The sequence below is a fragment of the Ramlibacter sp. WS9 genome (genome assembly GCF_003797765.1).
In the GTDB taxonomy this organism is placed as follows: Bacteria; Pseudomonadota; Gammaproteobacteria; order Burkholderiales; family Burkholderiaceae_C; genus Ramlibacter.
This window is the reverse complement of sequence record NZ_RKMB01000006.1, coordinates 37683-62775: the sequence shown is the minus strand read 5'-3', so window position 1 is coordinate 62775 and position 25093 is coordinate 37683. Positions and strand designations below refer to the sequence as shown.

The following is a 25093-nucleotide window of genomic DNA, read 5'->3' as shown; positions in this document are numbered from 1 at the left end:
AAAGTGCCTGCTGGTCTTCGAGGAGAACGAACTTGCGATACACCCGACTGGGCAGCACCGGCCTGAAAGTTTCCCGCATCTGCCTGGGCATGATGACGTATGGCACGCCGCAATGGCGGCCGTGGGTCATGGATGAGGAAGCGTCCCGCCCGGTCGTGAAGCACGCGGTCGAGCTGGGCATCAACTTCTTCGACACGGCCGACATGTACTCCGGCGGCGAATGCGAAGTGCTCACCGGCAAGTTCCTGCGCGAATTCTGCAAACGCGAAGAGGTGGTGCTCGCGACCAAGGTTTACTACCCCGTCGACCTGGGGTTCAAGGGCGGCGCGAGCGCCGCTGCCAAACCCGACCGGCGGCCCAACATGGATGGGCTGTCCCGAAAGCGCATCTTCCATGCCGTCGACGCCAGCCTGAAGCGCCTGGGCACCGACTACATCGACCTGTACCAGATCCACCGCCTCGACCAGGAGACGTCGATGGAGGAGATCATGGAAGCGCTGCACGACGTGGTGAAGGCCGGCAAGGTGCGCTACCTCGGCGCGAGCAGCATGTATGCGTGGCAGTTCGCCAAGATGCAGCAGATCGCCCGCAGCAACGGATGGACGCCGTTCGCGAGCATGCAGAACCACTACAACCTCGCTTACCGCGAGGAGGAGCGCGAGATGATCCCGCTGTGCCGGGACCAGGGCGTTGCGCTCATCCCATGGAGCCCGCTGGCGCGGGGCTTCCTGGCCGGCAACCGCAAGGCAGGTGACAAGGATGCGGGCGAGACCAGCCGCGCCAAGACCGACGACATCGCCCAGAACTACTACTACCGCGATAGTGATTTCAAGGTGGTCGAGGCCCTCTCGGCGCTGGCCGCGCAGAAGGGCGTGAGCAATGCCACCCTCGCGTATGCCTGGCTGATGCACAAAGGCGTCACAGCGCCCATCGTCGGCGCCAGCAAGACCTACCAGCTTGACCAGGCCGCGGCAGCCATCGACGTGCAGCTCAGCCAGGATGAAGTCGCGAAGCTGGAAGCACCCTACGAGCCGCACCCGGTTCTGGGTCACGTCTGACAGTTTGGTCGCCATGTCGCTGGCCGGCAACCTGATCGAGATTCGCGAGAAGGGCCTGCTGCCGCCAAAGGTGGCCTGAGAACCTCCAGGGAGAAAAAGACGATGCCAAAGCTGAACTTCATCCAACAGGGGCGCGGGCCCACGATCGTCCTCAGCCATGCGCTGGGCTGCGACCTGACGATGTGGGACGAGACCGCCGCGCAGCTCGCACCCGGCTACACCGTGCTTTGCTACGACCACCGCGGACACGGCACATCCGAAATCGTGCCCGGTCCCTGCAGCATCGAAGACATGGCCGACGACGCGGCAGCCCTTATCGCGGAGCAAGTGGATGGGCCGGTGCATTTCGTCGGCCTGTCGATGGGCGGGATGGTGGCCCAGCAGATCGCGGTGCGGCACCCGGAGATGATCGCCAGCATCGTCGTGGTCAACTCATCGAGCTATTACGACGATGCCGCCCGCGGCATGTGGCGCGCGCGGATCGACACCGTGCTGAGCCAGGGGATGGCCGCCATCGCCGATGGCGCCATCCAGCGCTGGTTCACGCCGGAGTTCCGGAATGATCCCGAGGGCGCGAAGCGTGTGGCGCAGTTGCGTGGCGTGCTGCAAGCGACGGACCCGAAGGCCTATGCCTCGGCATGCGACGCCGTGTCGCGCATCGAGTTCACCGGCACCAACCCTCGCATCGCGTGCCCGGCGCTGGTGATCGGCGGCCTGCGAGACGAGGCGACGCCGATGGCGATGTCCGAGGCGATTTGCCGGGCCATCTCGGGCGCCGAACTCGCAACCATCGACGCCTCGCACTTGAGCGCCGTGGAAAAGTCGGCCGAGTTCGCCGCGCTGGTGGCCGGATTCATCCGCAGCGTGTAGACCCGATCCATCGACGCCTGCAAGGGCAATGAAAAGCCACTAGCATGGCTTTCATGAAACCCCTGAAGATCGATTTCGTTTCCGACGTCTCGTGCCCTTGGTGCGCGATCGGCCTGGCTTCGCTGGAGCGGGCCATCGAACGCCTCGATGGCGAAGTGAAACCTGAGCTGCATTTCCAGCCGTTCGAGTTGAACCCGGCCATGCCGGCGGGCGGCCAGGACATCACGGAACACCTCACGCAAAAGTACCGCTCGACGCCCGAGCAGCAGCAAGCCGCGCGTGACGCGATTCGTGAGCGCGGCGCTGCGGTGGGCTTCGACTTCCGCCGGGAAGGACGCGGCCGCATCTACAACACCTTTGATGCGCACCGGCTGCTGCACTGGGCGGGGTTGCAGGACGCCGATCGCCAGCGCGCGCTGAAGAAGGCGCTTTTGGGCGCGTACTTCACGCAGGGCCGCAGCCCCGCGGATCACGACGTACTGGTTCAGGCGACCGCCGATGCCGGCTTGGACGCTGCGCGGGCCAAGGAGATTCTGGCGGGCGACGAGTATGCGCAAGAGGTGCGCGAGCGCGAGCAGTTCTACCAGCAGAGCGGCATCCACGCCGTGCCGGCGGTGATCATCAACGACCGTCATCTGATCCAGGGCGGCCAGCCGCCCGAGGTGTTCGAACAGGCGTTGCGGCAGATCGCGGCGGAAGCCTGAACCGCCTGGCGCCTAGCCGCCCGGAGGGCGGTACCGCTCGTTGACCGTCATCCAGAAGTCGTGCACCTGCCGCATCTTGCGGCGCAGCTCGTCGTAGTCGGTCGCCTTGCGAACGTAGCTGTTGGCGCCGTTGGCGTAGCAGGCGGCAATGTCGCCTTTTTCCGTGGACGAGGAGTGCATCACCACCGGGACGGTCGCGGTGCGCGGGTCGACCCGCACGGCCTTGAGAACGTCGAGCCCATGCAGGCGCACGAGTTTCATGTCCAGGATGATCAAACGGGGCTGCTGGCTCGTGTCGCGGGCGGCGTAGGCGCCGCGGCCGAACAGGTAGTCGAGCGCCTCCACGCCGTCGGTTGCCGTGGCAATGTCCTTGGGATCGCAACAGTCGCCAAGCGCCATCACGGTCAGTTCAAGGTGGTCGGGATTGTCATCCACCACAAGGATGGCGGCGTGATTCATCATCGGGCCTAAACGAAAGCGCGTTGCCTCCGGCGCATTGTCCGGACTCTCCCTGTACGAGCACAACTCCGCCGGGCCCATCGAGGGGCCACGGCGTTAGGCCTATTTTCGCACATCCTGCGCGAGCCGCAGGCAGTAGTCCATCAGTGCATCGGTCTCGATGGATTTGTCGAACACGCCGTCACCGCCGAGTGCTTCGCACTGGCGGCGCACATTGGGATTGGCGGTGCCGGTGAGCACCACCATCTTCTGATGGGGCTTGCGGTTCTTCAGCGCGTTGAGTACACCGAAGCCGCTTCCGCCCGGCTCGAGGACCAGATCGACGATCGCGACGTCCCACTCGTTGTCGGGGTTGGTCAACCACGCGACCGCTGCCTTCTCGTTGCCCGCGACGCCGCTGGTGACGATGCCGGCGAGTTCCGCCAATGCCTCCACCAGGCTTTCGCGAATCGAGACGTTGTCTTCGACGACATACGCTTTGAGGGCCAACTCCAGTCTCCTTGCGCCGGCGCAGCGGCAGGCGGCCATGATCGCACGACTTTACCTCGGCGCGGCCCGGCCGGGGGCGGATCGGCGCGTTTTTCATACCGGGCACAACGGCCGCCCCGCCGGGCTGAAGACTGGCGCGGCGCGTGTCAGAGTCTGTTGATGAGCACCGGTGCGACTGCCGCCAGCATCGCGACGCCGGAGAGGGTGAGCAGGCCCAGCACGACCTTGCGGAACGTGATGTCGCTGATGCCCACATAAAGGCGGGCGCCCAGCAGCGAAGGGATGAGCATCGCCGGGGCGACGATGGCGAAGAGGGGCAGCATCTCTCGCGTCGCGATGCCGGTGATAAGGTACGTCGCGAAAGTGATGGTCAGCATCGACAGGTTGAAGTTCTGGATGACCGCGCGCGCCACGTCCTTGTCGAAACCGCGAAGCGTGCACCAGAGCGTGGGGACGACGCCGGTGAAGCCGCCGAGGCCGCCCATCACGCCGCCGGCCATCCCTGCCGCGCCATCGGCGAAGCGGCCGCCATGCGTGATGCGAGGCAGCCGCGCCGCGAAGAACATTAGCGGGCAGATCACGACCAGCAGCACGCCCAGCAAACCCTTGAACAGCGGCACGTCCAGCCGCGGCAGAATGTAGATGCCCAACGGCAAGCCGCACAGCCCGCCCGCGACGAACGGCAGGAGGCGCGGCAGGTTGAATCCGCGCCGCACCGTGACGGCCTGGATCACTTGGCCCGTCAGCCCGCCGAACACCGACAGTGCCGCCGCGAGTTGCGGCTCCAGGGTCCAGGCCCACAGCGACATGGCGGTGAGCCCGAAGCCGAAACCCGAAAGGCCCTGGACGAAGCCGGCGAGGGCGGCGCCGGCGATGACGATGACAACGAGTTCCAAATCGCTGGCGGACTATTCATAAGCCGACATCGGCACGCACGCGCAAAAGAGGTTGCGATCGCCGTACACGTTGTCGACACGCCCCACAGGCGGCCAGTACTTCGCGTGCCGGCGCTCGTCCAGCACGGCCGCGCCGACGTCCCGCGGATACGCATGGTTCCACTCGCCCTTGAGCAAGGCTGCGGCCGTGTGCGGCGCGTGCTTCAGCGGGTTGTCGTCCTGCGGCCACTCGCCGCGCTCAACGCGCCGGATCTCTTCGCGGATGGCGATCATCGCGCCGATGAAGCGGTCGAGCTCATCGAGCGTTTCGCTTTCCGTCGGCTCCACCATCAACGTGCCGGCGACCGGGAAGCTCAGTGTCGGCGCATGGAAACCGTAGTCGATCAGCCGCTTGGCCACGTCCTCGGCCGTCACGCCGCTGGTTTCCTTCAGCGGCCGCAGGTCCAGGATGCATTCGTGCGCGACGTGCCCGTTTTCGCTGGCATACAGGGTGGGGTAGTGATCCTTCAGCCGCGTGCTGATGTAGTTGGCCGACAGGATCGCGATCTCGGTTGCCTGCTTCAGGCCCTCGGCGCCCATCATCCGGCAATACATCCAGCTGATCGGTAGCACGGCCGCATTGCCCAACGGCGCGGCGGACACGGCGCCCACGCCATGGTCCGGCACGCCGCCCGACTTGTGGCCGGGCAGGAAGGGCACGAGGTCTTCGACCACGCACACCGGCCCGACGCCCGGGCCACCACCGCCGTGCGGAATGCAGAAGGTCTTGTGCAGGTTCAGGTGGCTGACGTCGCCGCCGAACTCGCCCGGCGCCGCCACGCCCACCAATGCGTTCATGTTGGCGCCGTCGACGTAGACGCGGCCGCCATGCTTGTGCACCAGCGCGCACAGCTCCTTGACCTGCATCTCGAACACGCCATGCGTGCTGGGGTAGGTGATCATCACGCACGCCAGGTTGGCGCTGTGCTCCTCGCACTTGGCCCGCAGGTCGGCGAGGTCGACGTTGCCGTTGGTATCGCAGGCTGTCACGACGACGCGCATGCCCACCATCTGCGCGCTGGCCGGGTTGGTGCCGTGGGCGGAGGAGGGGATCAGGCAGACATTGCGATGGCCATTGCCCTTGCTCTCATGGAAGGCCTTGATCGCCAGCAGGCCGGCGTACTCGCCTTGCGAACCGGCATTGGGTTGGAGGCTGATGCCGGCGTAACCCGTCGCTTCGCACAGCCAGGCACGCAACTGCGAATCCAGCTCGGCGTAGCCTTGCAACTGGTCGCGCGGCGCGAACGGGTGCACGAACGCGAACTCGCGCCAGGTGATGGGGATCATCTCGCTGGTCGCGTTTAGCTTCATGGTGCAGCTGCCCAGCGGAATCATGCTGCGGTCCAGTGCCAAGTCCTTGTCGGACAGCGCGCGGATGTAGCGCAGCATGCCGGTCTCGGAATGGTGCGTGTTGAAGACAGGGTGCGTCAGAAAATCAGTCGTGCGGCGCAGCTCGGTGGGGATCAGCGGCTCGATGCCCTTTTCGAATTCCGCGAAGTCCGGCAGTGCCTGGCCGGGCTTGGCGAAGAACGACCACACGAGCTTGATGTCGTCGCGCGTCGTCGTTTCATCCAGAGTGATGCACAGGTATTCGCCGTAGTACACACGCAGGTTGGCATGCTCGGAGCGGGCGCGCGCGGCGATCTGCTCCGTCTCTTCGCCGGTGTGCAGGCTCAGCGTGTCGAAAGCGCCGCCGGGGCGTGGCGTATAGCCCAGGCGCTCCAGGCCCTTGGCCAGGATGGCGGTGTAGCTGGCCACGCGCTGCGCGATGCGCTTCAGGCCCTGTGGGCCGTGATAGACCGCGTACATGCTGGCAATCACCGCAGGCAAGACCTGCGCGGTGCAGATGTTGGACGTCGCCTTTTCGCGGCGGATGTGCTGCTCGCGCGTCTGCAGCGCGAGCCGGTAGGCGGGGTTGCCGTGTGTGTCGATGCTCACACCCACGAGCCGGCCCGGAAGCGAGCGCTTGAACTCGTCCCGACAGGCCATGTAGGCCGCGTGCGGGCCGCCTGCGCCCATCGGCATGCCGAATCGCTGGGTGGTACCCACGGCGATGTCGGCGCCGAATTCACCGGGTGGTATCAGCAGCGTCATGGCCAGCAGGTCGGCCGCGACGATGAACGCGGCTTGCTTCGCGTGCACCTTCTCGACGTCGGCGCGCAGGTCGTCGATGCGGCCGCTGGTGGAAGGATACTGCGCCAGCACCGCGAAGTAGTCGCCGCCCAGCGCGGCGTCCCACTCCTGCGCCGAATTGGCGAGCACGACTTCGATGCCCAGTGGCTTGGCGCGCGTCTGCACCACCTCGATCGTCTGCGGGTGGCAGTCGCCGGCCACGACGAACACGTTGCTCTTGGCCTTCACGCTGCGCTTGGCGAGTGTCATCGCCTCGGCCGCCGCCGTGGCCTCGTCCAGCATCGACGCATTGGCAATAGGCAGGCCCGTGAGGTCGCAGACCATGGTCTGAAAATTCACCAGCGCTTCCATGCGGCCCTGGCTGATCTCGGCCTGGTAGGGCGTGTAGGCCGTGTACCAGGCGGGGTTCTCCAGCACATTGCGCAGGATGACGCCGGGCGTGTGCGTGCCGTGGTAGCCCTGGCCGATGAAGCTCTTGAACACCTGGTTGCGCGAGGCGATGGCCTTCAGCTCGGCCAGCGCCGCTGCCTCCGTCACGGCGGCCGGCAGCTTCATCGCGTGCGAGCGCGCGATCGACCGCGGCACGATGCTGTCGATGAGCGCGCGGCGCGACGACTCGCCGATGACGGACAGCATCAGCTTCTCGTCGGCTTCGTCGACGCCGATGTGGCGCGGGATGAATTCGGAGGCGTTTTCGAGCTCGCCCAGGGGGCGGGCGGATTGCATCAGCATGGGGGTACTCTCGCATGGATCCCGGATCAAGTCCGGGATGACAGAAAAATCAAATGCTCTTCAAAAACTTGGCATAGGACGGCTCGTCCATCAGCACGTCGAACTGGGCCATGTCGGCGATCAGGATCTTGAAGAACCAGCCGTTGCCCATCGGGTCGCTGTTCGCGAGCGCGGGGTTGGCGCGCAGCTCTTCGTTCACTTCCACCACTTCGCCATTGATCGGCATGTAGATGTCGGCGGCGGCTTTGACCGACTCCACCACCCCCGCGACCTCGCCCTGGCTGTACACACGGCCGACTTCCGGCAGCTCGACGAACACCACGTCGCCCAGCGCGTCCTGCGCGTGCAGCGTGATGCCGACGACCGCGGCCTCGTGGTCCTCGAGCTGGATCCACTCGTGTTCATTCGTGTATTTGACGGTCATTTGCTTCTCCTAAAAATCGGGGTCAGATTCCAATTAACCGCGCCAGTAGCGGTTGGGCACGAAGGGCATGGCGCTCACTTCCATGGGCACCGCTTTGCCGCGCACGATGGCCTGCATGCGCGTGCCAAGCGCTGCGAATTCAGGCGCCACGTAGCCCATGGCCACGGGCTTGTCGGCGCTCGGGCCCAGCAAACCGCTGGTGACTTCGCCGATGCGCTGGCCGTTCCCGTCCTGCAGCTCGGTGTGGTCGCGAACCGGAACGCGCTCCAGTGCCACCAAGCCGACGCGCTTGCGGACAAGCGGCACAGTGGTGCCGTCCAGCTGGCCCAGCACCTTGCCTGAACCCGGGAAGCCGCCCGCGCGTTCGCCGCCGGTACGGCGCACCTTCTGCATGGCCCAGTTGAGGCCTGCCTCCACCGGCGTGGTCGTGGTGTCGATGTCGTTGCCGTACAAACACAGGCCCGCTTCCAGGCGCAGAGAGTTGCGCGCGCCGAGGCCGATGGGCTTGACTTCGGGTTCGGCCAGAAGGGCTCGGGCCAATGCGTCGGCCCGCGATTCGTGCACCGAGATTTCGAAGCCGTCTTCGCCGGTGTAGCCGCTGCGGGTGATGAAGAGTTCCACGCCTTGCCATTCGAATCGGCTGCCGGTCATGAACACCAGTTTTTCCACGCCCGGCACCAGCCGCTTCAACGCCTCGACCGCCTTGGGGCCTTGCAGCGCCAGCAACCCACGCTCAGGCATTGGGGTCACAACACAGCGCGAACCGATGCGCTGCTGGATGTGCGCGATGTCTCCGGCCTTGCACGCACCGTTGACGATGACGAAAATGTTGTCGCCCCGGTTGACGAACATCAGGTCGTCGATGATCGTGCCTTCGTCGGTGAGCAGCAGGCCGTAGCGCTGCTTGTTCACGGCCAGGCCGATCACGTCAACGGGCATCAGGGTTTCGAACGCGGCGGCGGCGTCAGGCCCCGACAGGCTCAGCTGCCCCATGTGAGAGACGTCGAACAGGCCGGCAGATTGCCGTGTGTGGTGATGTTCGGCCATGAGGCCGGCGGGATACTGGACCGGCATCGAGTAGCCGGCGAAAGGCACCATGCGGGCGCCCAGCTCGAGGTGCAGCGCGTGCAGCGGCGTGTGGAGGAGTTGCTGTTCTTCGGTGGTGGACAAATCGGCTCTCCAGGGGCGGCTTTTCAAGGCTCGCCGCGGCGAGCCGGGAACCATGGTACACACCATGGGCGGCCCCTGCTGTCCGCTTTACCTGAGAGATTCACCCGTTACGCGGGTTTGCTCCTTCGGTGGGCTTCAAACTGCCTGAAGCCTCTCTCCAGCAAGGAAGCGCCCCGCGATGGAGACGCTGTGTCAGTCCTTTGTGCCTGAGCGTTCGGCTGCTGCCTGCGCCTTCGGCGGTTCCGCTGGGGAACTCTCTCCTGACCCGGCGGATTGTAACGTCAGCGCGCGCGCAGCTTCAGCAGCCGCTCGCGCGCCGCTGCCAGGTGCTCGCGCAGGGTGTACCAGCGGTCCGCGAATCGGTCCGGCAGATCCAGCGACGTGACCTCGTGCTCCATCTGGTCCAGCTTGCCCAGCAGGTTCTTCATGCGGATCGGATTTTCCGTGGCGACCGCCTCGAGGTCGTTCTCGAGGAAGTTGAGCTCGCCGTAGTAGTGCGACAGCACCGCGTCCACGCGCAGGCTGAAGAGGCGCGGGATCCACAGCAATGCGGCGCCGGCCAGCAGCATGATCGGCAGCACCCCGTACAGCAGCAGTTCGGCCAGCTGCGCCCACCAGTAGGGCAGCAGCCACTCGATCCATGGCCGCTGGCCCAGCGCATAGCGCTGCGCCACGGGCGACAGCGGAAAGTCGGCCTGCCAGTCCGGGTATTCGTTCTGGCGCTGCAGGAACGTGGGCACCGCGTGGATCTCGGTCGCCGAATCCAGGAAGGCGCGCTGCAGCGCGGGGTGCATGCCGTCCCGCGCCAGCAGGTGCGTCCCGGTGTAGAGCAAGGTGAGGTCTCGAGCCGGCACGTCGCCGCGCAGCTCGATCGCACCCTGCGGGAGCACGAAAGGGCGCAGGCGCGGTTCGCGCGCCGCGAGGGCGTCGGCACGCTCGATGCCGAGCATGGAGATGCCGGCCGAGCGGCTGAGCAAACGCACGCTGGGCGCGTCGCCGCTGCCGATGGTGATCATCGCGTCGGCGCGGCGTTCCAGCAGTTCCGTGGCTGCCGCCAGGCCCTGGTGCTGCAAGTCCCACGTGACGTCGCTCTCGCGCACCTGCGCTTGCGCGAGCAGCATCAGGGCCACTTCGCGCGTCGCGCTGCCCGGCGGGCCGGCGGCGATTTTCATGCCCCGCAGCATGGACAGGCTGGTCACGCCCGCGTGGTGCGTGAACACCCAGACCGGCTGCTTGCCGATGACGGCCAGCGCATGGACGGGCGCTTCGGGCCCGCGTTCGGCGAGCAGCCCGTGGGCGAAGCCCGCTTGCGAAAGATCACCGGCCGTGGCCAGGCGCTGCAGCGGCCCCGACGCGCCGGCCGACGATGTGGCGATGTCCACACGGATGCCGCGACGCTCGAGCTCGTCGCGGTAGCGCTCGGCCATTTGCGCGAAGCCGCCCTGGAACACTCCCGCGGCGATGACCACATTGCGCGGCGGCAGCGGAAGCACCCAACGCGCCGCGGCGAGAATGGCAAACGCCGTGAGCGCCAGTATCGGCAGGTAGCACAGGCCCCAGCGCTGGCGGTAGAGCAGCAGCATCTAGCGTCCTCGCATGCGCACGAGGCGCGAACGCACGAAGCCGATGTGCTGGCGCAGCGTGAACCAGCGCGGCATCAGGTAGCCGGGCGCGGCGAAAGCCGCCATGCGTTGTTCGATGTCGCCCAGCCGCCGCAGGTACTTGCTCACGTCCAGCCCCGTCATGCTTTCGCGCGAGAGGTCGTGTTCGATGAATTTCAGCTCGCCATACCAGCGGGCCACGCGGCTTTCCACCAGCCAGCGCAGATAAGCGGGGATGGCCCGCGCCAGCCAGTAGGCTGCCAGCGCGACCGGCAGGCAGATCACCAGCAGGCGTATCGCGATCTGCGCCGCCCAGAACGGTAGTTGTTGCTCCAGCCACGGCCGCCCATGGATCAGCGTTTGGCGCGCTTCTTCCGCGGCAGGAAACTCGATGCGCCTCAGGTTCGGGAACTCGCCGGCGCGGTGGAACGGGCCCGCGGCGCCGTGGACGTCGCGCGCCACCTCCGCCGCCAGCCGCTGCAGCGCGGGGTGCAGATCGGCCCGCGCGACCAGGCTCGATGTCGTGACCAGCAGCGCGGAGTCGCGCGCCGGCAATCGTGCCGTGGGGTCGAGTCCGCCTTGCGGCAGCAACCGCAGCTGGAGGTACGGCAGGCGCTCGGTCAACGCGGCGCTGCGGCGCAACTGCACCAGGCTCACGCCCGGCGTCTGCATCATGGCCTTCACGGCGGCCGACCGCGGGCTCGACACCACAATCACGGCGTCGAGGTTTCCCTGGGCAAGTGCGCGCACGCTCGCCATCCCCGTCAGCTGCGAGTCCACCAAATCCTTGGGTGAGAGGCGCACCTGTTCGAGCAGCAGCGTTGCGAGTTTGCGCGTGCCGCTGGCTTGCGGACCGAGCGAGACGCGCAGGCCCTGCAGCTGCTCCAGCGAATCCAGGCCCGGCACGCGGGAGAAGATCCACAGCGGTTCGGTGTCGACACGCGCCAGCGTTTCCAAGCGGGCCGCGCGATCCACTGCGGCAGAGCCCATGCCGCCCTGTACGAAGGCCAGGTCCGCTTGCGGCGCCGCGGACCCGCGCAGGCGCTGCAGGTTCATCTCCGCGCCGTCCGACGGGACCACGCGCAAGGCCACGCCGTGCTGCTCGAACGCTTGCGCATAGCGCTGCGCATATGCGTGGTAGACGCCTTCGGGCTGGCCGGAACTGATGGTGATGTCGGAAGGCGGCAGCGGCAGCCAGGTCACCCACAGCGAAGCCATGGCGGCCACCGCGAGGCAGGCCAGCGGCAGCTTGACCAGCAGCCATTTGCGCTGATAGATGCGGGCGGCAGGCACGCGGGCGGACCTCTCCTCTTGGAAGAGCCCGTTATAGCGCAATCGCGCGGCGCGGCAAAGGCGTCTGCGCGGAAGAAGGGCTGTCGTGCTGGACTTGGTCCGGCGCCCATGTCTTTCGTTGCACCTCGCGTCGCGGCAGGCGGTGCCCGGCAAGGGCTCACGGTGTGGCGGTCGTCGCTGTCGCGCCGACTTCGCTGGGATTTCCGGCCTGAGGCCGGCGCCGTACAACTCGCAGATCGCCTAGGGCCGATCTGCTCAAACAGGTCCGGCGAGTCAGTTGACGAGGCGCGCCAAGGCGCGCTCCGGCCCCAGGCCGGAAATCCCAGCCGTTCACACAGATCGCCCTTGCCGGGCACCGCCTGCCGCTCTGGGAGATTGTTGGCGCGCGATGATCACGCGCCGACGAGTCTCGATCGAGTGAGGGTTTCCAATGCAACGCCCGCCCACACGTTGGATGTCGCGTCAGGCGGTGCCCGGCAGGGCCGATCTTTGTGGTGGCTGAGATTCTTGGACCGGGGCCGGGCGCGCTTGCGCGCTTCGTTGACTGACTCGCCGGACTTGTCCGAACAGATCGGCCTTAGGCGATCTGTGAGTTGTACGGCGCCGGCTCCGGGCCAAGAATCTCAGCGAAGTCGGCGCGAAGCGTCGACCGCCACAGTGTGAGGCCCTGCCGGGTACCGCCTGACGCGACGCGAGGAAGATCGAAAGTCATGGATGCTCGGATCAAGTCCGGCATGACACTCGCCGACGCTACATGTTCACGTAGTTCGGCCCGCCGCCGCCTTCGGGCGTGACCCATACGATGTTCTGCGTCGGGTCCTTGATGTCGCAGGTCTTGCAGTGCACGCAGTTCTGCGCGTTGATCTGCAGGCGGTCGGTGTTGTCCTCGTTCTTGACGAACTCGTAGACGCCGGCCGGGCAGTAGCGGCTCTCCGGCCCGGCGAATTTTGCGAGGTTGACCTGCACCGGGATCGAGTTATCTTTCAACGTGAGGTGCGCGGGCTGGTCTTCGGCGTGGTTGGTGTTGGAGATGAACACCGACGACAGGCGATCGAACGTGAGCTTGCCGTCCGGCTTGGGATAGACGATGGGCTTGCACTCCGCGGCGGGCTTGAGATAGGCGTGATCGGGCTTGTCGCGGCGCAAGGTCCAGGGCATGCGGCCGCCCAGCGCGAACTGCTCGATGCCGTTCATCAGCGTCGCCGTCCACAGGCCCTTCTTGAACCAGGCCTTGAAATTGCGCGACTTGTTCAGCTCTTCGTGCAGCCACGACTTCTCGAACGCGGCCGGGTAGGCGGAGAGTTCGTCATGCTGGCGGCCGTGGGTGATAGCGTCATACGCGGCCTGCGCCGCCAGCATGCCGGTCTTGATCGCGGCGTGGCTGCCCTTGATGCGGCTCACGTTGAGGTAGCCGGCGTCGCAACCCACCAGTGCGCCACCCGGGAACACCGTCTTGGGCAGGCTCAGCAGGCCGCCGGCGGTGATCGCACGTGCGCCGTAGGAAACGCGCTTCGCCGGCTTGATGCCCTGGCTCTCGTCGCCTTCCAGGTACCAGCGGATGTTGGGATGCGTCTTCCAGCGCTGGAATTCCTCGAACGGGCTGAGGTACGGATTGGAGTAGTCCAGGCCGGTGATGAAGCCCAGCACCACCTGGTTGTTTTCCATGTGGTACAGGAAGGCGCCGCCGTAGGTGTCGTTGTCCATCGGCCAGCCGGCGGTGTGCATCACGAAGCCGGGCTGGTGGCGCTTCGGGTCGATCTCCCACAGTTCCTTCACGCCCAGGCCGTAGGTCTGCGGATCCTTGCCTTCGTCGAGCTTGAACCTGCTGATGAGCTGCTTGCCCAGGTGCCCGCGCGAGCCTTCGGCGAAGATGGTGTACTTCGCGTGCAGCTCCATGCCGAGCTGGAAGCTCTCCGTCGGCTCGCCGTCCTTGCCCACGCCCATGTTGCCGGTGGCCACGCCCTTGACCGAACCGTTGTCGTTGTAGAGAACTTCCGCGGCGGCAAAGCCCGGGAAGATCTCAACGCCCAGGCCCTCGGCCTGCTGCGCCAGCCAGCGCGTCACGTTGCCCAGGCTGACGATGTAGTTGCCGTGATTCTGGAAGCACTGCGGCAGGAGGAAGTTGGGTGTGCGGAAGGCCGACCGCTCGCCCAGGAACATCATCGCGTCGTCCGTCACCGGCTGGTTCAGCGGTGCGCCCAGCTCTTTCCAATTGGGGATGAGTTCGGACAGCGCGCGCGGGTCCATGATGGCACCCGACAGGATGTGCGCGCCGGGCTCCGAACCCTTTTCGAGAACGACGACCGAGACATCCTTGCCGTGCTCAGCTGCCAGCTGTTTGAGCCGGATGGCCGTGGCCAGGCCGCCGGGGCCGCCGCCTACGACGACCACGTCGTATTCCATCGCTTCGCGCGGCCCGTACTGCGCCAGTATTTCTTCGTGGGTCATGGGAGGTTCCGTGATAATGGTTTTGACGAACGGCGTGCGACCGGACGGCGTCGCAGATGGGACTTGATTCTATTGCGCGCTGGAACAGAATCGAACGGCCGTGCTTATTTCTGAAGCCACTATTTTAGGCAGGAGACTCTCGTGAGTTACAGCATCGACCTATCGGGCCGCGTCGCCTTCGTGACGGGCGCTTCGAGCGGGCTGGGCGCCCAGTTCGCAAAAACGCTGGCGCGCGCGGGCGCGGCCGTCGTGCTGGCCAGCCGCCGCGTGGAGAAACTGAAGGACCTGCGCGCGCAGATCGAGGCCGAAGGCGGCGACGCGCACGTGACGCCGCTGGACGTCACGTCCCTGGCCAGCATCAAGTCGGCGGTTGCGCACGCGGAGACCGAGGTGGGCTCCATCGACATCCTGGTCAACAACTCGGGCGTGAGCACCACGCAGCGCCTGCAGGACGTGACCGAGGAAGACTACGACTTCATCTTCGACACCAACGTCAAGGGCGCCTTCTTCGTCGCGCAGGAAGTGGGCAAGCGCATGCTGGCACGCGCGCGCGGCGCGGCGCCGGGCACCTACACGGGCGGCCGCATCATCAACATCGCTTCCATGGCGGGGCTGAAGGTGCTGCCGCAGATCGGCGCCTACTGCATGAGCAAGGCGGCGGTGGTGCAGATGACGAAGGCGATGGCGCTGGAGTGGGGCCGCTTCGAGATCAACACCAACGCCATCTGCCCGGGCTACATCGACACCGAGATCAACCATCATCACTGGTCGACCGAGCAGGGGCAAAAGCTCATGCAGATGCTGCCGCGAAAGCGTGTGGGTTCGCCCGAAGACCTGGATGCGCTGATCGTGCTGCTCGCGTCGAGCCAGAGCCACTTCATCAACGGCGCCGTCATCGCGGCCGACGACGGCTTCGGGGCCTGACGCGCATGCGCATCGAGTTGCCGGAGAAAAAGAAGCTGGTCTACGAGATGAGCATCCCCATCCGTTGGGGTGACATGGACGCGATGGGCCACGTCAACAACACGACGTACTTCCGCTACCTCGAAACAGGCCGCATCGACTGGCTTGGCTCGATTGGCTGCCAGCCTTCGCCGGAGGGCGAAGGCATGGTGATTGTCAATGCCTTCTGCAGTTTCTACCGTCAGCTCGAATACCCCGGCGACGTGCTGCTGAAGATGTACGCGAGCGACCCCAAGGGCAGCAGCTTCGAGAGCTGGGCCACGATGGAGCGCCCGGACAACCCCGGTGTCATCTACGCGGCGGGAGGTGCCACCACGGTGTGGGTGGACTTCAAGGCGCAGAAGTCGCGGCCGCTGCCCGATTGGCTTCGGCCGCACCTGGAATAGCGCTACCCCGAAGTCGACGGCACCGCGGCCTGCTGCGGATAGAAGATCGGCTGCTCTGGATCGCGATGCCAGTCGTATTCCGCCGCCAGCGCGGCCTGCTCCGCCACGGCGCGGCCGGCGAGCCGCGACACGAGATGCCACGCCATGTCGGTGCCGGCGGACACACCGGCCGAAGTGACGTAGCGCCCTGCGTCCACCCAGCGAGAGACGTTGTCCCACAGCACGCCAGGGCCGAAGCCGGCGACCCAGCCGAACGCCTGGTGATTCGTCGCGGCCGGGCGCCCGTCGAGCACGCCCGACTTCGCGAGGATGGCCGCGCCGGTGCACACGGACGTCATCAGGGCGGCGTGCTTGTCCATTGCGAGCACCCAGGCCATCAGCGCGTCGAGCGACGCCGCGTCTCCCAGCAAGTCGCCCACGCCCTCGCCGCCGGGGATCATCAATACGTCGAGCGGCTGGCTCAACGCTTCATCGCGAAAGAGGTCCGGCGCCACGCGCGGGCCGTTCATGCTCTTCACCGGCGCCGGCTGCGCGCCGGAGGACGAGCCCTTGACTTCGTTGGAGATGAGCACCGTCTCGAAAGGGAAGGGCGGCGGGCTGCCGTAGCCGGTGCCGATGAAACGCGAGATGGAAAAGGCCTCGACGAAGCCCCAAACGTCCAGCGGCTCGAAGTCGTTGAAGACGAGGATGCCGATGCGCAGTGTGCGCGGGAATTGCGGAGTTGCGGTCATGGGTTTTTCTTCCGGCTGACTTTGACGAAGCGGCCTGGCTCAGTGGTGATGCCCCTTGCTCGTGCCGCCGGTCCCGTCGGGCAGCGACACGCGGATCAGCTGCATCATTCCCTGGTCTTCATGGTCCAGGATGTGGCAGTGCAGGACGTAGTCGCCGATGTAGCGCTGGTAGCGCGTGCGCACGACCACGGTGTAGCGGCCGCCCGGCGCGCCAGCCGGCGTCGCGATGTTCTTGACCCAGAGCGTGTCTTTCCACACGCCTTTCAGGCCGCGGTATTGCGTGTCGATGGTTCCGTCGGCATCGTCGATGGCGTCCGGCCCGCTCACGTCCTTGCCTTTCGGGTCGAGGATCTTTACCACCTGGAAGGGATTGACGTGGATGTGGAACGGGTGGCTCACGAAGTCGGAAGTGAGCGTCCATTCGTCGACGCCGTGGAGCTTGAGCACGCGATCCACGCGATTCGGCTGGAATGATTTGCCGTCCACCTGGAACTGCGCGGGCGTAGTGGGGTTGCTGGGCACGATGTTGAACGCCAGCGTTTGCGTGCCGGTGACCTCGCTCTGCGCGATGGTCGGGTGGGGCACGAAGCCGCTGAGCTTCAGGCCGCTACGCAAGTCGCTCACCACCGCGTCGCGAACGTTGCCCGGCATGTTGACGGCGGCCGCGGCGGCCAGTTGCGCGGTGAGGTAGCCGGTGACGTTGGCCGGCACCGGACGGCCCGGCGCCACCTCGACCAGGCCGAGCAACTGGCGCGACGGCGCGGCCTGGTCCACGTTGGCGGAGGCCGGCGCGTCGGCGTCGATCACGCAGTACTTACCGGCCTGCGGGAACACCATCAGCGCGTCCCAGCGGTAGGCGGGCTGGAACACGGTTTCGGTGGTCTTCATGGCGGCGGCCAATGTCAGGCCGTCGGCCGCGACCAGGTGTTGAGGCAGCGGTTCGCCGGTGCAGTTGTCCGCGATGAAGGCCGTGTTGTCGGCGGCGCGCAGGCCGTCGAGCGAGCGCGCATTGGGCTTGAGTTTGCGGAACTGCAGGTTGATCGAATCGCGCACCCCGCCGTGGATGACGCGCCAGCGCTCAACCTGCCCGGTGCTCACGCCCTTGAACGTGGGCAGCACACGGCCGTTGATGCTGGTGTAGCGCCCCGACGCCGCCCAGTCGCCAGGCCCGAAGAGGTCGTAGCCGGTGGTGCCGCCGTTGGTGCCCTCGATGGCGCCGACGTCGCCCGGGTCGCAGCGGTAAGTCTTGTCCGGGTTGGTCTTGATGGCACCCTTGGCGTCGCGGCAGGCGTATTGGATCTGCTGCATCACCACCACGCGTTCCTTGAACGGCTGGGCGCGCGTGGGCTTGAGCAGGGTGTCGATGTCGCCGCCCGCGATCTTGCCGTCGGCGCCCTTCACCGGCGGCCGCTTGCCGCGGATGATGAGCGCGCCGGCCATGCCGCTGGACACCTGCAGCGCGGTGGAGCCGTGCAGGTGGGTGTGGTACCAGAAGGTGCCCGACGGGTGGTCGGACGGCACGTTGTACTCGTACTCGAAGCTCACGCCCGGGTTGATCGAGATCAGCACGTTGTCGCCGTTGCCGGCGGGGTTGACCCACAGGCCGTGCGTGTGCAGGTTGGTGCCGTTGAAGCAGTGCGGCACATTCACGTTGCCGCCCGTGGCGGTGCAGGTGGGGTCGGCCGGCAGCTTGTTGTTCAGCGCGACGCGGATGGTGTCGCCGGGCTTGATGTCGAGCATCGGCGAGATGAAGGGCGTCTTCGGGTTGATGCTCGTGCCCTGGTAGCTGCGCAGCTTCACGGCGTCGAACCGGCGCTCGGCCGGGTTCCACAGCTGGCCGCTGGTGTAGACCACGTTCAGGTCGAGCGAGGCTTCGCGGGATTCAGGTGCCGGCGTCCCCGGGGGCGCCGCCTTGAGCAGGGCTTGCGGCGCCTTGCGCTTGAGTTGCAGGAGCGGCGGGTTGTCCACCACCTGCTGCGTTTCGGATTGCGCCAGGGCGGCGTTGCCGCCGAATGCCACCAGCAGGGAAAGCGCCGCAGGCATGCCCGCACGCGCACCACGAGATGCGATCTTCATCTTTCCTCCTCCCTGATGGAACGGGCGGCTGATGCCGTCTGCGTCCCGGAATGCGCGGCCCACGAAGAGGACCGAGCGGGGGCAGTATGGTCCAGCTGCTCGAGGCGGTCAAACGCTGCCGGTGTCCAGGCCAGCGGACGCCTGTATTTTCAGACAGTGTTTTTTTGCAACTCTTATCGTCCGCGCGAGTACGCAGGTAACTTTTTTCGGGGCGATTTGCATCCCCGGATTGACGAGCGGCGGTGCTCAACTGGGGCGAAGACGGGGTGTGCGGACGGCGCCCGCATCACCGATGAAGCCGAAGTCTAGAAACAACTCCCTACCAGCTCGCGGTTATAGTCGCCGCAGGTAGTGTGATTCAGGCGTGTCCGCTTCATGCTGAGACCGGCGATTGCGCCCGTGGGGGGTTGCGGCCAGGCATGTTGAGGTATTGATGCGGCGTCGAGAGTTTTCCAAAGTAGCAGTTTCGGCTGCGGCAGCAGCCATGACCGCGTGTGGTGGGGGTGGCGGGGGCGGCGACAGTGCCACGGGCGTTACGCCCGCACCAGCACCAGCACCAGCACCAGCACCAGCACCGGGGTCGGCCCCAGCGCCGACTCCTCCGACGGATCCCAATTCCGGTCCCACGCCTGCGCCCACGCCATCGCCTGCACCAACGCCCGCGCCGCCGGTCGTCGCGCCGCTCGCCATCGGCACCAATCTCCTCAGCCTGGAGTATCCGGGTGTGAGTGTTCGCCTGGATGGGCGCGCGCAGTCCAACATCGAATACACCTTGCCCCGTCGTGCCGACGTTGCGTGGCTGGCCGCCAATGGCTATACGAAGTCTCGCCTGCCGATCCGTTGGGAGCGGTTGCAGCCGATGCTGCACGATACGGCGGCAAACACGGCGACCAGCACCGCCCTCGGCAATCCCGGCAACTTCCATGAGGGCTACGCTTCATACATCACGGGCGTGCTCGACGCACATGCCGCTGCCGGCATCAAGTGCATCATCGATGTGCACAACAGCTGCCGTTACGACGATTTCGTCTTCCAGGCGGATGGTTCGGTGATCGGGCTGGCGAAGTTCACCAACCCTGTGTTCCACCCCTACACCGACGACAGCCGCCAAGTGCGCACGCGCATCTTTGCGCTGGCGGCGGGGGCGACACTGACGCGGGCCAATTACAGCGACTTCATGTCGAGGATCGCGGCGCGATGGAAGGCCCACCCCGGTTTCGGTGGTTATGGCCTGATGAATGAGCCGTTCAACATGCCCAGGCCCGGGCAGGTCGTGGAATCGATCGACGGACGCGGCCAGGACTTGACGATATGGCCTGCGTTCGCGCGCGCTGCGGTCGATGCGATCCGCGGCATCGATCCCGTCAACCCGATCTACGTTGGCGGCAACGACCGGTCGTCAGCCTGGACGCTCGGGACCCACAATCCTGGGTTTCCGCTCCCCGGCGTCAACATCATTTATGAAGTTCGTGCCTATCTCGATGCCTTCAACAACGGCGACGGGCTCGACTTCGACCTCGAAGCGGCGCGCAACTCCAGCGCAGGCGTGGGCACCGTGCCGATCAACCTGGACACAGGCGTCGACCGGCTTCGTCCCGCGGTCGATTGGGCCAAGGCCCATGGTGGGAGCAAACTCGCGCTGACCGAAACCGGCATGCCGCTGGACGACCCCCGCTGGGAAGAGGCCTTCAAGCGGCTGGTCGACTATGCGGGCCGCAATGGCGTCGAAATCTACAGCTGGGGCGGCGGCAACCATTGGACATACCGCAACAAGGGCATCCACCACATGCCCGGCTGGCACCAGAACAAGACGCTGGAGCCCGCAATGTCGGGCCCGATGAAGTGGTCGGCTGCGCGTTCGCAGGCAACGATCTTCGACGATGGCCCGGGCTGGGCCGGGGGCGGCGGCGACGGGTCGGTCACGATCACCGTCTATGCGCGAGGCAACCTCGGCGCGCCAGTCACGCTGAACGTCAGCTCCAGCAATGGCGGCATCTTGAGCAAGACAGCGTTGGTGATTCCCGCAGGGCCGAATGGACAGGACACGTTCACGTTCACGCCGGGCCGCAATCGCGTGGCCACCCTGACGTACACCGGCGACGGGCCGAACGTCCCGCCGCCGCGCAAGGTCTTCTCGCTGTCCGACCCGGTGGCCTACGCGGCGACCAGCGTCACGGACGCCGCCATGGCGATCATGGCGAAGTATTCGGCTTGCAAGTGGGAGTTGGCCGACGGGCATACCGATTACATGCTGGGTGTTCCGGCTGCCGACGGCCAGGTCGTGCGTGCGATTTCGGACTCCGGTTACGGCTCCAGTCCCGGCAACGCGATGGAGATGGTGAACTGGACGAATGCCGAGAGCAGCTCCATGGGCACGATGGTCCCTCCCGTCATGCGCACGGGCGGCGGAAGAAAGCGCTCTGACCACAGTGCAGCCAATACGCACGGGTTCTGGTGCCGCAAGACCGTCCCCTCCGCAGGCGTGCAGCCCAAACCACGCAACCGCGTCTTGTACGAAGTCAACGATCCGCACTTCGCCATCGCGGCGGTGAGCGTGCCGGGCTCCGCCAACAGCGGCATCGTGTTCCAGGCCTCGAACGCGAACGCCGCCGTCATCTCGGAACTGGCTTTCGTGAACAGCCGGCCACAGGCGAAGTGGATCGATTCAGCCAGTACCACGGTCGTGTTGACGGGCACAAGCCCCCTGGTCGCCAACACCCCCGCGGTGTTCTCCATGGTCTCGACCGGCACTGCGCAGCAGCTGCGGATCAATGCGCAAATCTCGGGGCGTACGGCGGCGACGTTTGCCACCTCCCCGTCACCCAATGACCAGATGCTGCTGGGCTGGGGCTTTCTGAACGGTCAGCCGCGTGCCGGCTTCGGCGGCAGCATCTATTCGACCATCACCGGCCGAGGTGCGCCGTCTGCCGATGAAATGGCAGTGCTGGAGCGCTACCTGGCCTTGAAGATCGGCATCACGATCTGAGCACCACCGGACGTTCTACCGCTGCTTGGGCACACGGCCCATCAGGTAGAACTCCCGGTTGGGCTGCATGTTGGAGAAGCTCGCCAGCCGGTTCGACATGCCGAAGAACGCGGTGATGGCGGCGATGTCCCAGATGTCCTCGTCGGTGAAGCCGAACGGGTGGAGCGCCTCGAAGTCCGCATCGTCGACTTCGTGCGAGCGCAGGCAGACCTTCATCGCGAAGTCGAGCATGGCCCGCTGGCGCGGCGTGATGTCGGCCTTGCGGTAGTTCACCGCCACCTGGTCGGCGACCAGCGGCTTTTTCTCATAGATGCGCAAGATTGCGCCGTGTGCCACCACGCAGTAGAGGCAGTTGTTCGCCGCGCTCGTTGCGGTGACGATCATCTCGCGGTCACCCTTGGTGAGAGAGCCTTCTTCCTTCAGCATCAGCGCGTCGTGGTATGCGAAAAACGCGCGCCATTCGGCCGGGCGGCGAGCCAGGCCCAGGAACACGTTGGGCACGAAGCCGGCCTTGTCCTGCACTTCGAGGATGCGAGCCTGGATGTCCTCGGGCAGGTCCTTGATCTCGGGGGCGGGGTAGCGGTCCATGCGCGGTCTCCTTGTGTTGGCGATTATGCTGCGCGTATTCAAGGAGAACACGCATGCAACTTCCGCAGGACCCCGAACTGCAGGCCGGCTTGGCCACCCGCCGCGCCGTACTCGGCGACGACTACGTTCAAGGCGCACTCGACCGCGCGACCGAATTCACCGCGCCGCTGCAAGAGCTTGTCACGCGCCATGCGTGGGGCAACACCTGGCAGCGCGATGGCATCGATTTGCGCACGCGCAGCATCGTCACGGTGAGCATGCTGGTCGCACTGGGCCGCATGCATGAATTGAAGATTCACGTGCGCGGCGCCCTCAACAACGGCGTGACGCGCGAGGAACTGCAGGAGATCTTCCTGCATGCCAGTGTGTACTGCGGGTTCCCGGCGGCGGTGGATGCGTTCCGGTCTGCGGCGGAAGTGATCGAGGCGGCTTGAGTTGCGTTCGATGCGCCTCGCGGCAGCGCCGCAGCCCGCCCATGCACAGCTTTGCCGCGAGGCAGAGGAAGGCAATCGTCAGTCGTCCAATCCGCTCATGCCTTTGCGGTGTGCAAGGTGCTTGGGCCCCGCGATGCGGAACACCACGGCGCCGGGCCAGGCCAGGCGCCCGTTCTGTTTGCCAGAAAACAGGATCCCGTCGGTGCGCGCGACGATCTGCTTGCGTGCCTTTGCGCCGCGCGCATCGGACGGGTCGATCACTTCGCACACGGCCGTGCCCTTCTTGACCCACGCGCCCTTGGGCACGTGGTACACGAGGATGCCGGTGGCCGGGGAGTAGCCGACGTCCATGCCTCCGATCGGCATGGGTTCGGCTTTCAATGCGGGCAATTTGCCCGCGCGGCCGCCGACGATGCCGCGGCGGACCAGGAAGCGATACAGGTTGGCCGCGTCCGACTCGCCCAGCTCATGGCTCACGTCGTGCTGGCCCCGGTATTCCACCGTGGCCGACAGACACGCCTGCGGGATCGAGGCTTGCGGGTAGCGGTCGGCCAGGCGCGCCCACAGGGCGCCATTGACGCCGGAGAACGTCAGCGCCTCCGGGTAAGGCTCGTTGTACATCGTGGCCGCGGCGCGCAGGTCGCCGGCCAGCGCTTCCATCGGGCCGCCGAGGTCGCGCACGGACGTGAAGAGATGCAGCACCGCGTCCTGGTCGCAGTGCAGGTCGAGCACCACGTCCGCGTCCACCGACAGCTTCATGATCTCGACCCGCAGGGTCTGCAGTTCGTTCTGCGGCTTCATCGCCGCCAGCGCTTTGAGCGCCGCGCCCCGCACCAACGACACGTTGGCTTGCGCATCCCCGCCCAGCTCTGCGCCGACACTTTCCGCGACCGCGCCCGACAGATCGAGCCAGTTGCGGTTGAAGTTGCCCAGGCCCAGGAAATCGTAGCGACCCAAATGGTTGTTGCCTGAGAGCTGCGAGAGCCCGATGGGATTGACCGTGGGCACGACGATGACCTCGCCCTTGATCAGCCCGCGCTTGTCGGCATCCGCCAGCATCGGCATGAGGTGGTGCAGCGCCATCGCGCCGGGCAATTCGTTGGCGTGGATTGCCGCCTGGAGATACGCCTTGGGCCTCGCGCCTGCCTTGCCGAAGCGATGCACCGTGATGTGCCGTGCGCTGCCGGGCGTCATCGAAGGCAGGTTGATGGTGGACTTCTTATGGGCCATGCAGGTCTTTCCTCGATTGTTGTGTTGAGCGATCAGGCTCCGGCCATCAGCTTGTGGACGAGGTCGGCCGTGGTGCTGGCTTTGTACTTGCGCATCAACCGCGCGCGGTAGATCTCGACCGTGCGGTGGCTGATCAGGAGCGCCTTGCCGATTTCCTTGGATGTCATGCCGTCGAGCAGGCGCGCGGCCACCTCGCGCTCGCGCGCCGTCAGCTCGGCCTTGACCGGGCGCTGCGAGCTCAGGTCTTCGAACGCCCAGATGCCCGACTCGTGCGGCGCGTCCCGGTTCAATGCGCGCCCGGTGACGTGGCACCAGAACACCTCGCCGCTGGCGCGCTTCATGATGCGGTCGTCGGCGTAGTGGCCCTTGGCATTGAGGATGGGCGCCATGCGTGCGCCCAGCCGCTCGTATTCGTCGGCACTGGGGTACAGCACCTGGAACGACTGGCCGATCAGCAGCTCGCGCGACGAGCCGAACATGTCGCACAGCTGCTGGTTGCAGTCCACAATGGCACGGTTGCGCGACAGGCACAGGCCCACCGGCGCCATGTTGAAGGCAAGGCGGTAGTCAACGTCCATCGGGGTAACCTTTACGAAGAACTACGTAACTCATTAGGTAGTATCGTAGCGGCAATCCCCGGTGTGCCACTTCGGGTTTCTATCAGGAGACTTTTCGTGAACAAGCTCTTTCCTTCCGCCGCCGCCGCGCTCCAGGGCGTGGTCCAGGACGGCCAATTGCTGGCCGTCGGCGGCTTCGGCCTCTGCGGCATCCCCGAGGCGCTGATCGAGGCGCTGAAGGCCAGCGGCACCAAGAACCTCACCGTCATTTCCAACAATGCGGGCGTCGACGGCTTCGGCCTGGGCAAGCTGCTGGAGACGCGCCAGATCAAGAAGATGATCTCGTCGTACGTCGGCGAGAACAAGGAGTTCGAGCGCCAGTACTTGGCCAACGAGCTGGAACTGGAATTCACGCCGCAAGGCACGCTGGCCGAGAAGCTGCGCGCCGGCGGCGCCGGCATCCCCGCGTTCTTTACCAAGACGGGTGTGGGCACCATCGTTGCCGAAGGCAAGGAACTGCGTGAGTTCGATGGTGAGACCTACGTGATGGAGCGCTCGCTGGTGCCCGACGTCTCGCTGGTCAAGGCAGCCGTCGCCGACAAGTCCGGCAACCTTCGATTCAACCTTACGGCACGCAACTTCAACCCCGCCGCCGCGATGGCGGGCAAGGTCTGCATCGTCGAAGTGGAGAAGATCGTCGAAGTGGGCGAACTGGCCCCCGACGACATCCACCTGCCGGGCATCTACGTGCACCGCATCGTGCTCAACGCGAACCCCGAGAAGCGCATTGAGAAAAGAACGATCACCGAGAAAGCAGGAGCCTGAC

At 66.0% G+C, this 25093-nt stretch carries 22 protein-coding genes and 2 riboswitches; of the genes, 8 read left to right on the top strand and 14 right to left on the bottom strand.

Annotation, left to right across the window (positions count from 1 at the left end; all coding sequences use genetic code 11):
- Positions 1–32 precede the first annotated feature (32 nt).
- From EEB15_RS11630 to EEB15_RS11620, 3 genes are all read left to right on the top strand, one after another.
- The gene (locus tag EEB15_RS11630; RefSeq protein ID WP_141510024.1) at positions 33–1058 is read left to right on the top strand and encodes an aldo/keto reductase; all 1026 of its coding nucleotides are present in this window, start codon (positions 33–35) and stop codon (positions 1056–1058) included.
- A gap of 102 nt (positions 1059–1160) precedes the next feature.
- Positions 1161–1928, top strand: coding sequence for an alpha/beta fold hydrolase (locus EEB15_RS11625; protein ID WP_141510023.1), 768 nt, complete (start codon positions 1161–1163; stop codon positions 1926–1928).
- A gap of 53 nt (positions 1929–1981) precedes the next feature.
- Positions 1982–2632 (top strand): DsbA family oxidoreductase, encoded by a 651-nt coding sequence (locus EEB15_RS11620; RefSeq protein WP_370283525.1) that lies wholly within the window; start codon positions 1982–1984, stop codon positions 2630–2632.
- A gap of 12 nt (positions 2633–2644) precedes the next feature.
- Here the strand turns inward: EEB15_RS11620 and EEB15_RS11615 are convergent, their stop codons facing one another.
- The 9 genes from EEB15_RS11615 to EEB15_RS11575 form a co-directional block, all read right to left on the bottom strand.
- Positions 2645–3094 (bottom strand): response regulator, encoded by a 450-nt coding sequence (locus EEB15_RS11615; protein WP_233259463.1) that lies wholly within the window; start codon positions 3092–3094, stop codon positions 2645–2647.
- 99 nt (positions 3095–3193) lie between these two features.
- A complete protein-coding gene (locus EEB15_RS11610; RefSeq protein WP_141510020.1) occupies positions 3194–3580 on the bottom strand; it encodes a response regulator in 387 nt (128 codons plus the stop codon).
- Between the two features lie 146 nt (positions 3581–3726).
- Entirely contained in the window at positions 3727–4476 is a 750-nt protein-coding gene (locus tag EEB15_RS11605) for a sulfite exporter TauE/SafE family protein (RefSeq protein ID WP_141510019.1), read from the bottom strand.
- A gap of 12 nt (positions 4477–4488) precedes the next feature.
- Positions 4489–7380 carry an aminomethyl-transferring glycine dehydrogenase gene (gcvP, locus tag EEB15_RS11600; RefSeq protein WP_141510018.1) on the bottom strand — a complete coding sequence of 964 codons (2892 nt, stop codon included), beginning with the start codon at positions 7378–7380 and terminating at the stop codon, positions 4489–4491.
- A 49-nt stretch (positions 7381–7429) separates the two neighbouring features.
- Entirely contained in the window at positions 7430–7804 is a 375-nt protein-coding gene (gcvH, locus tag EEB15_RS11595; protein WP_141510017.1) for a glycine cleavage system protein GcvH, read from the bottom strand.
- Positions 7805–7837: 33 nt separating this feature from the next.
- Positions 7838–8974 (bottom strand): glycine cleavage system aminomethyltransferase GcvT, encoded by a 1137-nt coding sequence (gcvT, locus tag EEB15_RS11590; RefSeq protein WP_233259462.1) that lies wholly within the window; start codon positions 8972–8974, stop codon positions 7838–7840.
- Positions 8975–9042: 68 nt separating this feature from the next.
- Positions 9043–9145: riboswitch (glycine riboswitch) on the bottom strand.
- Between the two features lie 12 nt (positions 9146–9157).
- Positions 9158–9247: riboswitch (glycine riboswitch) on the bottom strand.
- 8 nt (positions 9248–9255) lie between these two features.
- Entirely contained in the window at positions 9256–10557 is a 1302-nt protein-coding gene (locus EEB15_RS11585; RefSeq protein ID WP_141510015.1) for a TAXI family TRAP transporter solute-binding subunit, read from the bottom strand.
- Positions 10558–11868: a TAXI family TRAP transporter solute-binding subunit gene (locus tag EEB15_RS11580; RefSeq protein ID WP_141510014.1), complete on the bottom strand. Its 1311-nt coding sequence runs from the start codon at positions 11866–11868 to the stop codon at positions 10558–10560. It abuts the gene before it with no gap.
- A 750-nt stretch (positions 11869–12618) separates the two neighbouring features.
- Positions 12619–14316 carry an electron transfer flavoprotein-ubiquinone oxidoreductase gene (locus EEB15_RS11575; protein ID WP_141510013.1) on the bottom strand — a complete coding sequence of 566 codons (1698 nt, stop codon included), beginning with the start codon at positions 14314–14316 and terminating at the stop codon, positions 12619–12621.
- A 141-nt stretch (positions 14317–14457) separates the two neighbouring features.
- Here EEB15_RS11575 and EEB15_RS11570 point away from each other — a divergent pair, with 141 nt between their 5' ends.
- Together EEB15_RS11570 and EEB15_RS11565 are read left to right on the top strand one after the other, a co-directional pair.
- Positions 14458–15240: an SDR family oxidoreductase gene (locus EEB15_RS11570; RefSeq protein ID WP_141510012.1), complete on the top strand. Its 783-nt coding sequence runs from the start codon at positions 14458–14460 to the stop codon at positions 15238–15240.
- A gap of 5 nt (positions 15241–15245) precedes the next feature.
- On the top strand, positions 15246–15665 hold the full coding sequence (locus EEB15_RS11565) for a thioesterase family protein (RefSeq protein WP_141510011.1): 420 nt from the start codon (positions 15246–15248) through the stop codon (positions 15663–15665).
- 2 nt (positions 15666–15667) lie between these two features.
- Here the strand turns inward: EEB15_RS11565 and EEB15_RS11560 are convergent, their stop codons facing one another.
- Together EEB15_RS11560 and EEB15_RS11555 are read right to left on the bottom strand one after the other, a co-directional pair.
- A complete protein-coding gene (locus tag EEB15_RS11560; protein WP_141510010.1) occupies positions 15668–16396 on the bottom strand; it encodes a DJ-1/PfpI family protein in 729 nt (242 codons plus the stop codon).
- 39 nt (positions 16397–16435) lie between these two features.
- Positions 16436–18472: a multicopper oxidase family protein gene (locus EEB15_RS11555; protein ID WP_199236512.1), complete on the bottom strand. Its 2037-nt coding sequence runs from the start codon at positions 18470–18472 to the stop codon at positions 16436–16438.
- A gap of 724 nt (positions 18473–19196) precedes the next feature.
- Here EEB15_RS11555 and EEB15_RS11550 point away from each other — a divergent pair.
- Complete coding sequence (locus tag EEB15_RS11550) at positions 19197–21458, top strand: glycoside hydrolase family 5 protein (RefSeq protein ID WP_233259461.1); 2262 nt, start codon at positions 19197–19199, stop codon at positions 21456–21458.
- Between the two features lie 15 nt (positions 21459–21473).
- On the opposite strand, the gene EEB15_RS11545 is transcribed toward EEB15_RS11550, so the two are convergent.
- On the bottom strand, positions 21474–22046 hold the full coding sequence (locus tag EEB15_RS11545; protein WP_141510008.1) for a peroxidase-related enzyme: 573 nt from the start codon (positions 22044–22046) through the stop codon (positions 21474–21476).
- Positions 22047–22099: 53 nt separating this feature from the next.
- Between EEB15_RS11545 and EEB15_RS11540 the strand changes: the two genes are divergently transcribed.
- Entirely contained in the window at positions 22100–22480 is a 381-nt protein-coding gene (locus EEB15_RS11540; RefSeq protein WP_141510007.1) for a carboxymuconolactone decarboxylase family protein, read from the top strand.
- Between the two features lie 78 nt (positions 22481–22558).
- On the opposite strand, the gene EEB15_RS11535 is transcribed toward EEB15_RS11540, so the two are convergent.
- Entirely contained in the window at positions 22559–23710 is a 1152-nt protein-coding gene (locus EEB15_RS11535) for a succinylglutamate desuccinylase/aspartoacylase family protein (protein ID WP_141510006.1), read from the bottom strand.
- 32 nt (positions 23711–23742) lie between these two features.
- Entirely contained in the window at positions 23743–24288 is a 546-nt protein-coding gene (locus EEB15_RS11530; RefSeq protein WP_141510005.1) for a PAS and helix-turn-helix domain-containing protein, read from the bottom strand.
- Between the two features lie 96 nt (positions 24289–24384).
- On the opposite strand from EEB15_RS11530, the gene EEB15_RS11525 reads away from it, so the two are divergent.
- Complete coding sequence (locus EEB15_RS11525) at positions 24385–25092, top strand: CoA transferase subunit A (RefSeq protein WP_141510004.1); 708 nt, start codon at positions 24385–24387, stop codon at positions 25090–25092.
- Position 25093 lies beyond the last annotated feature (1 nt).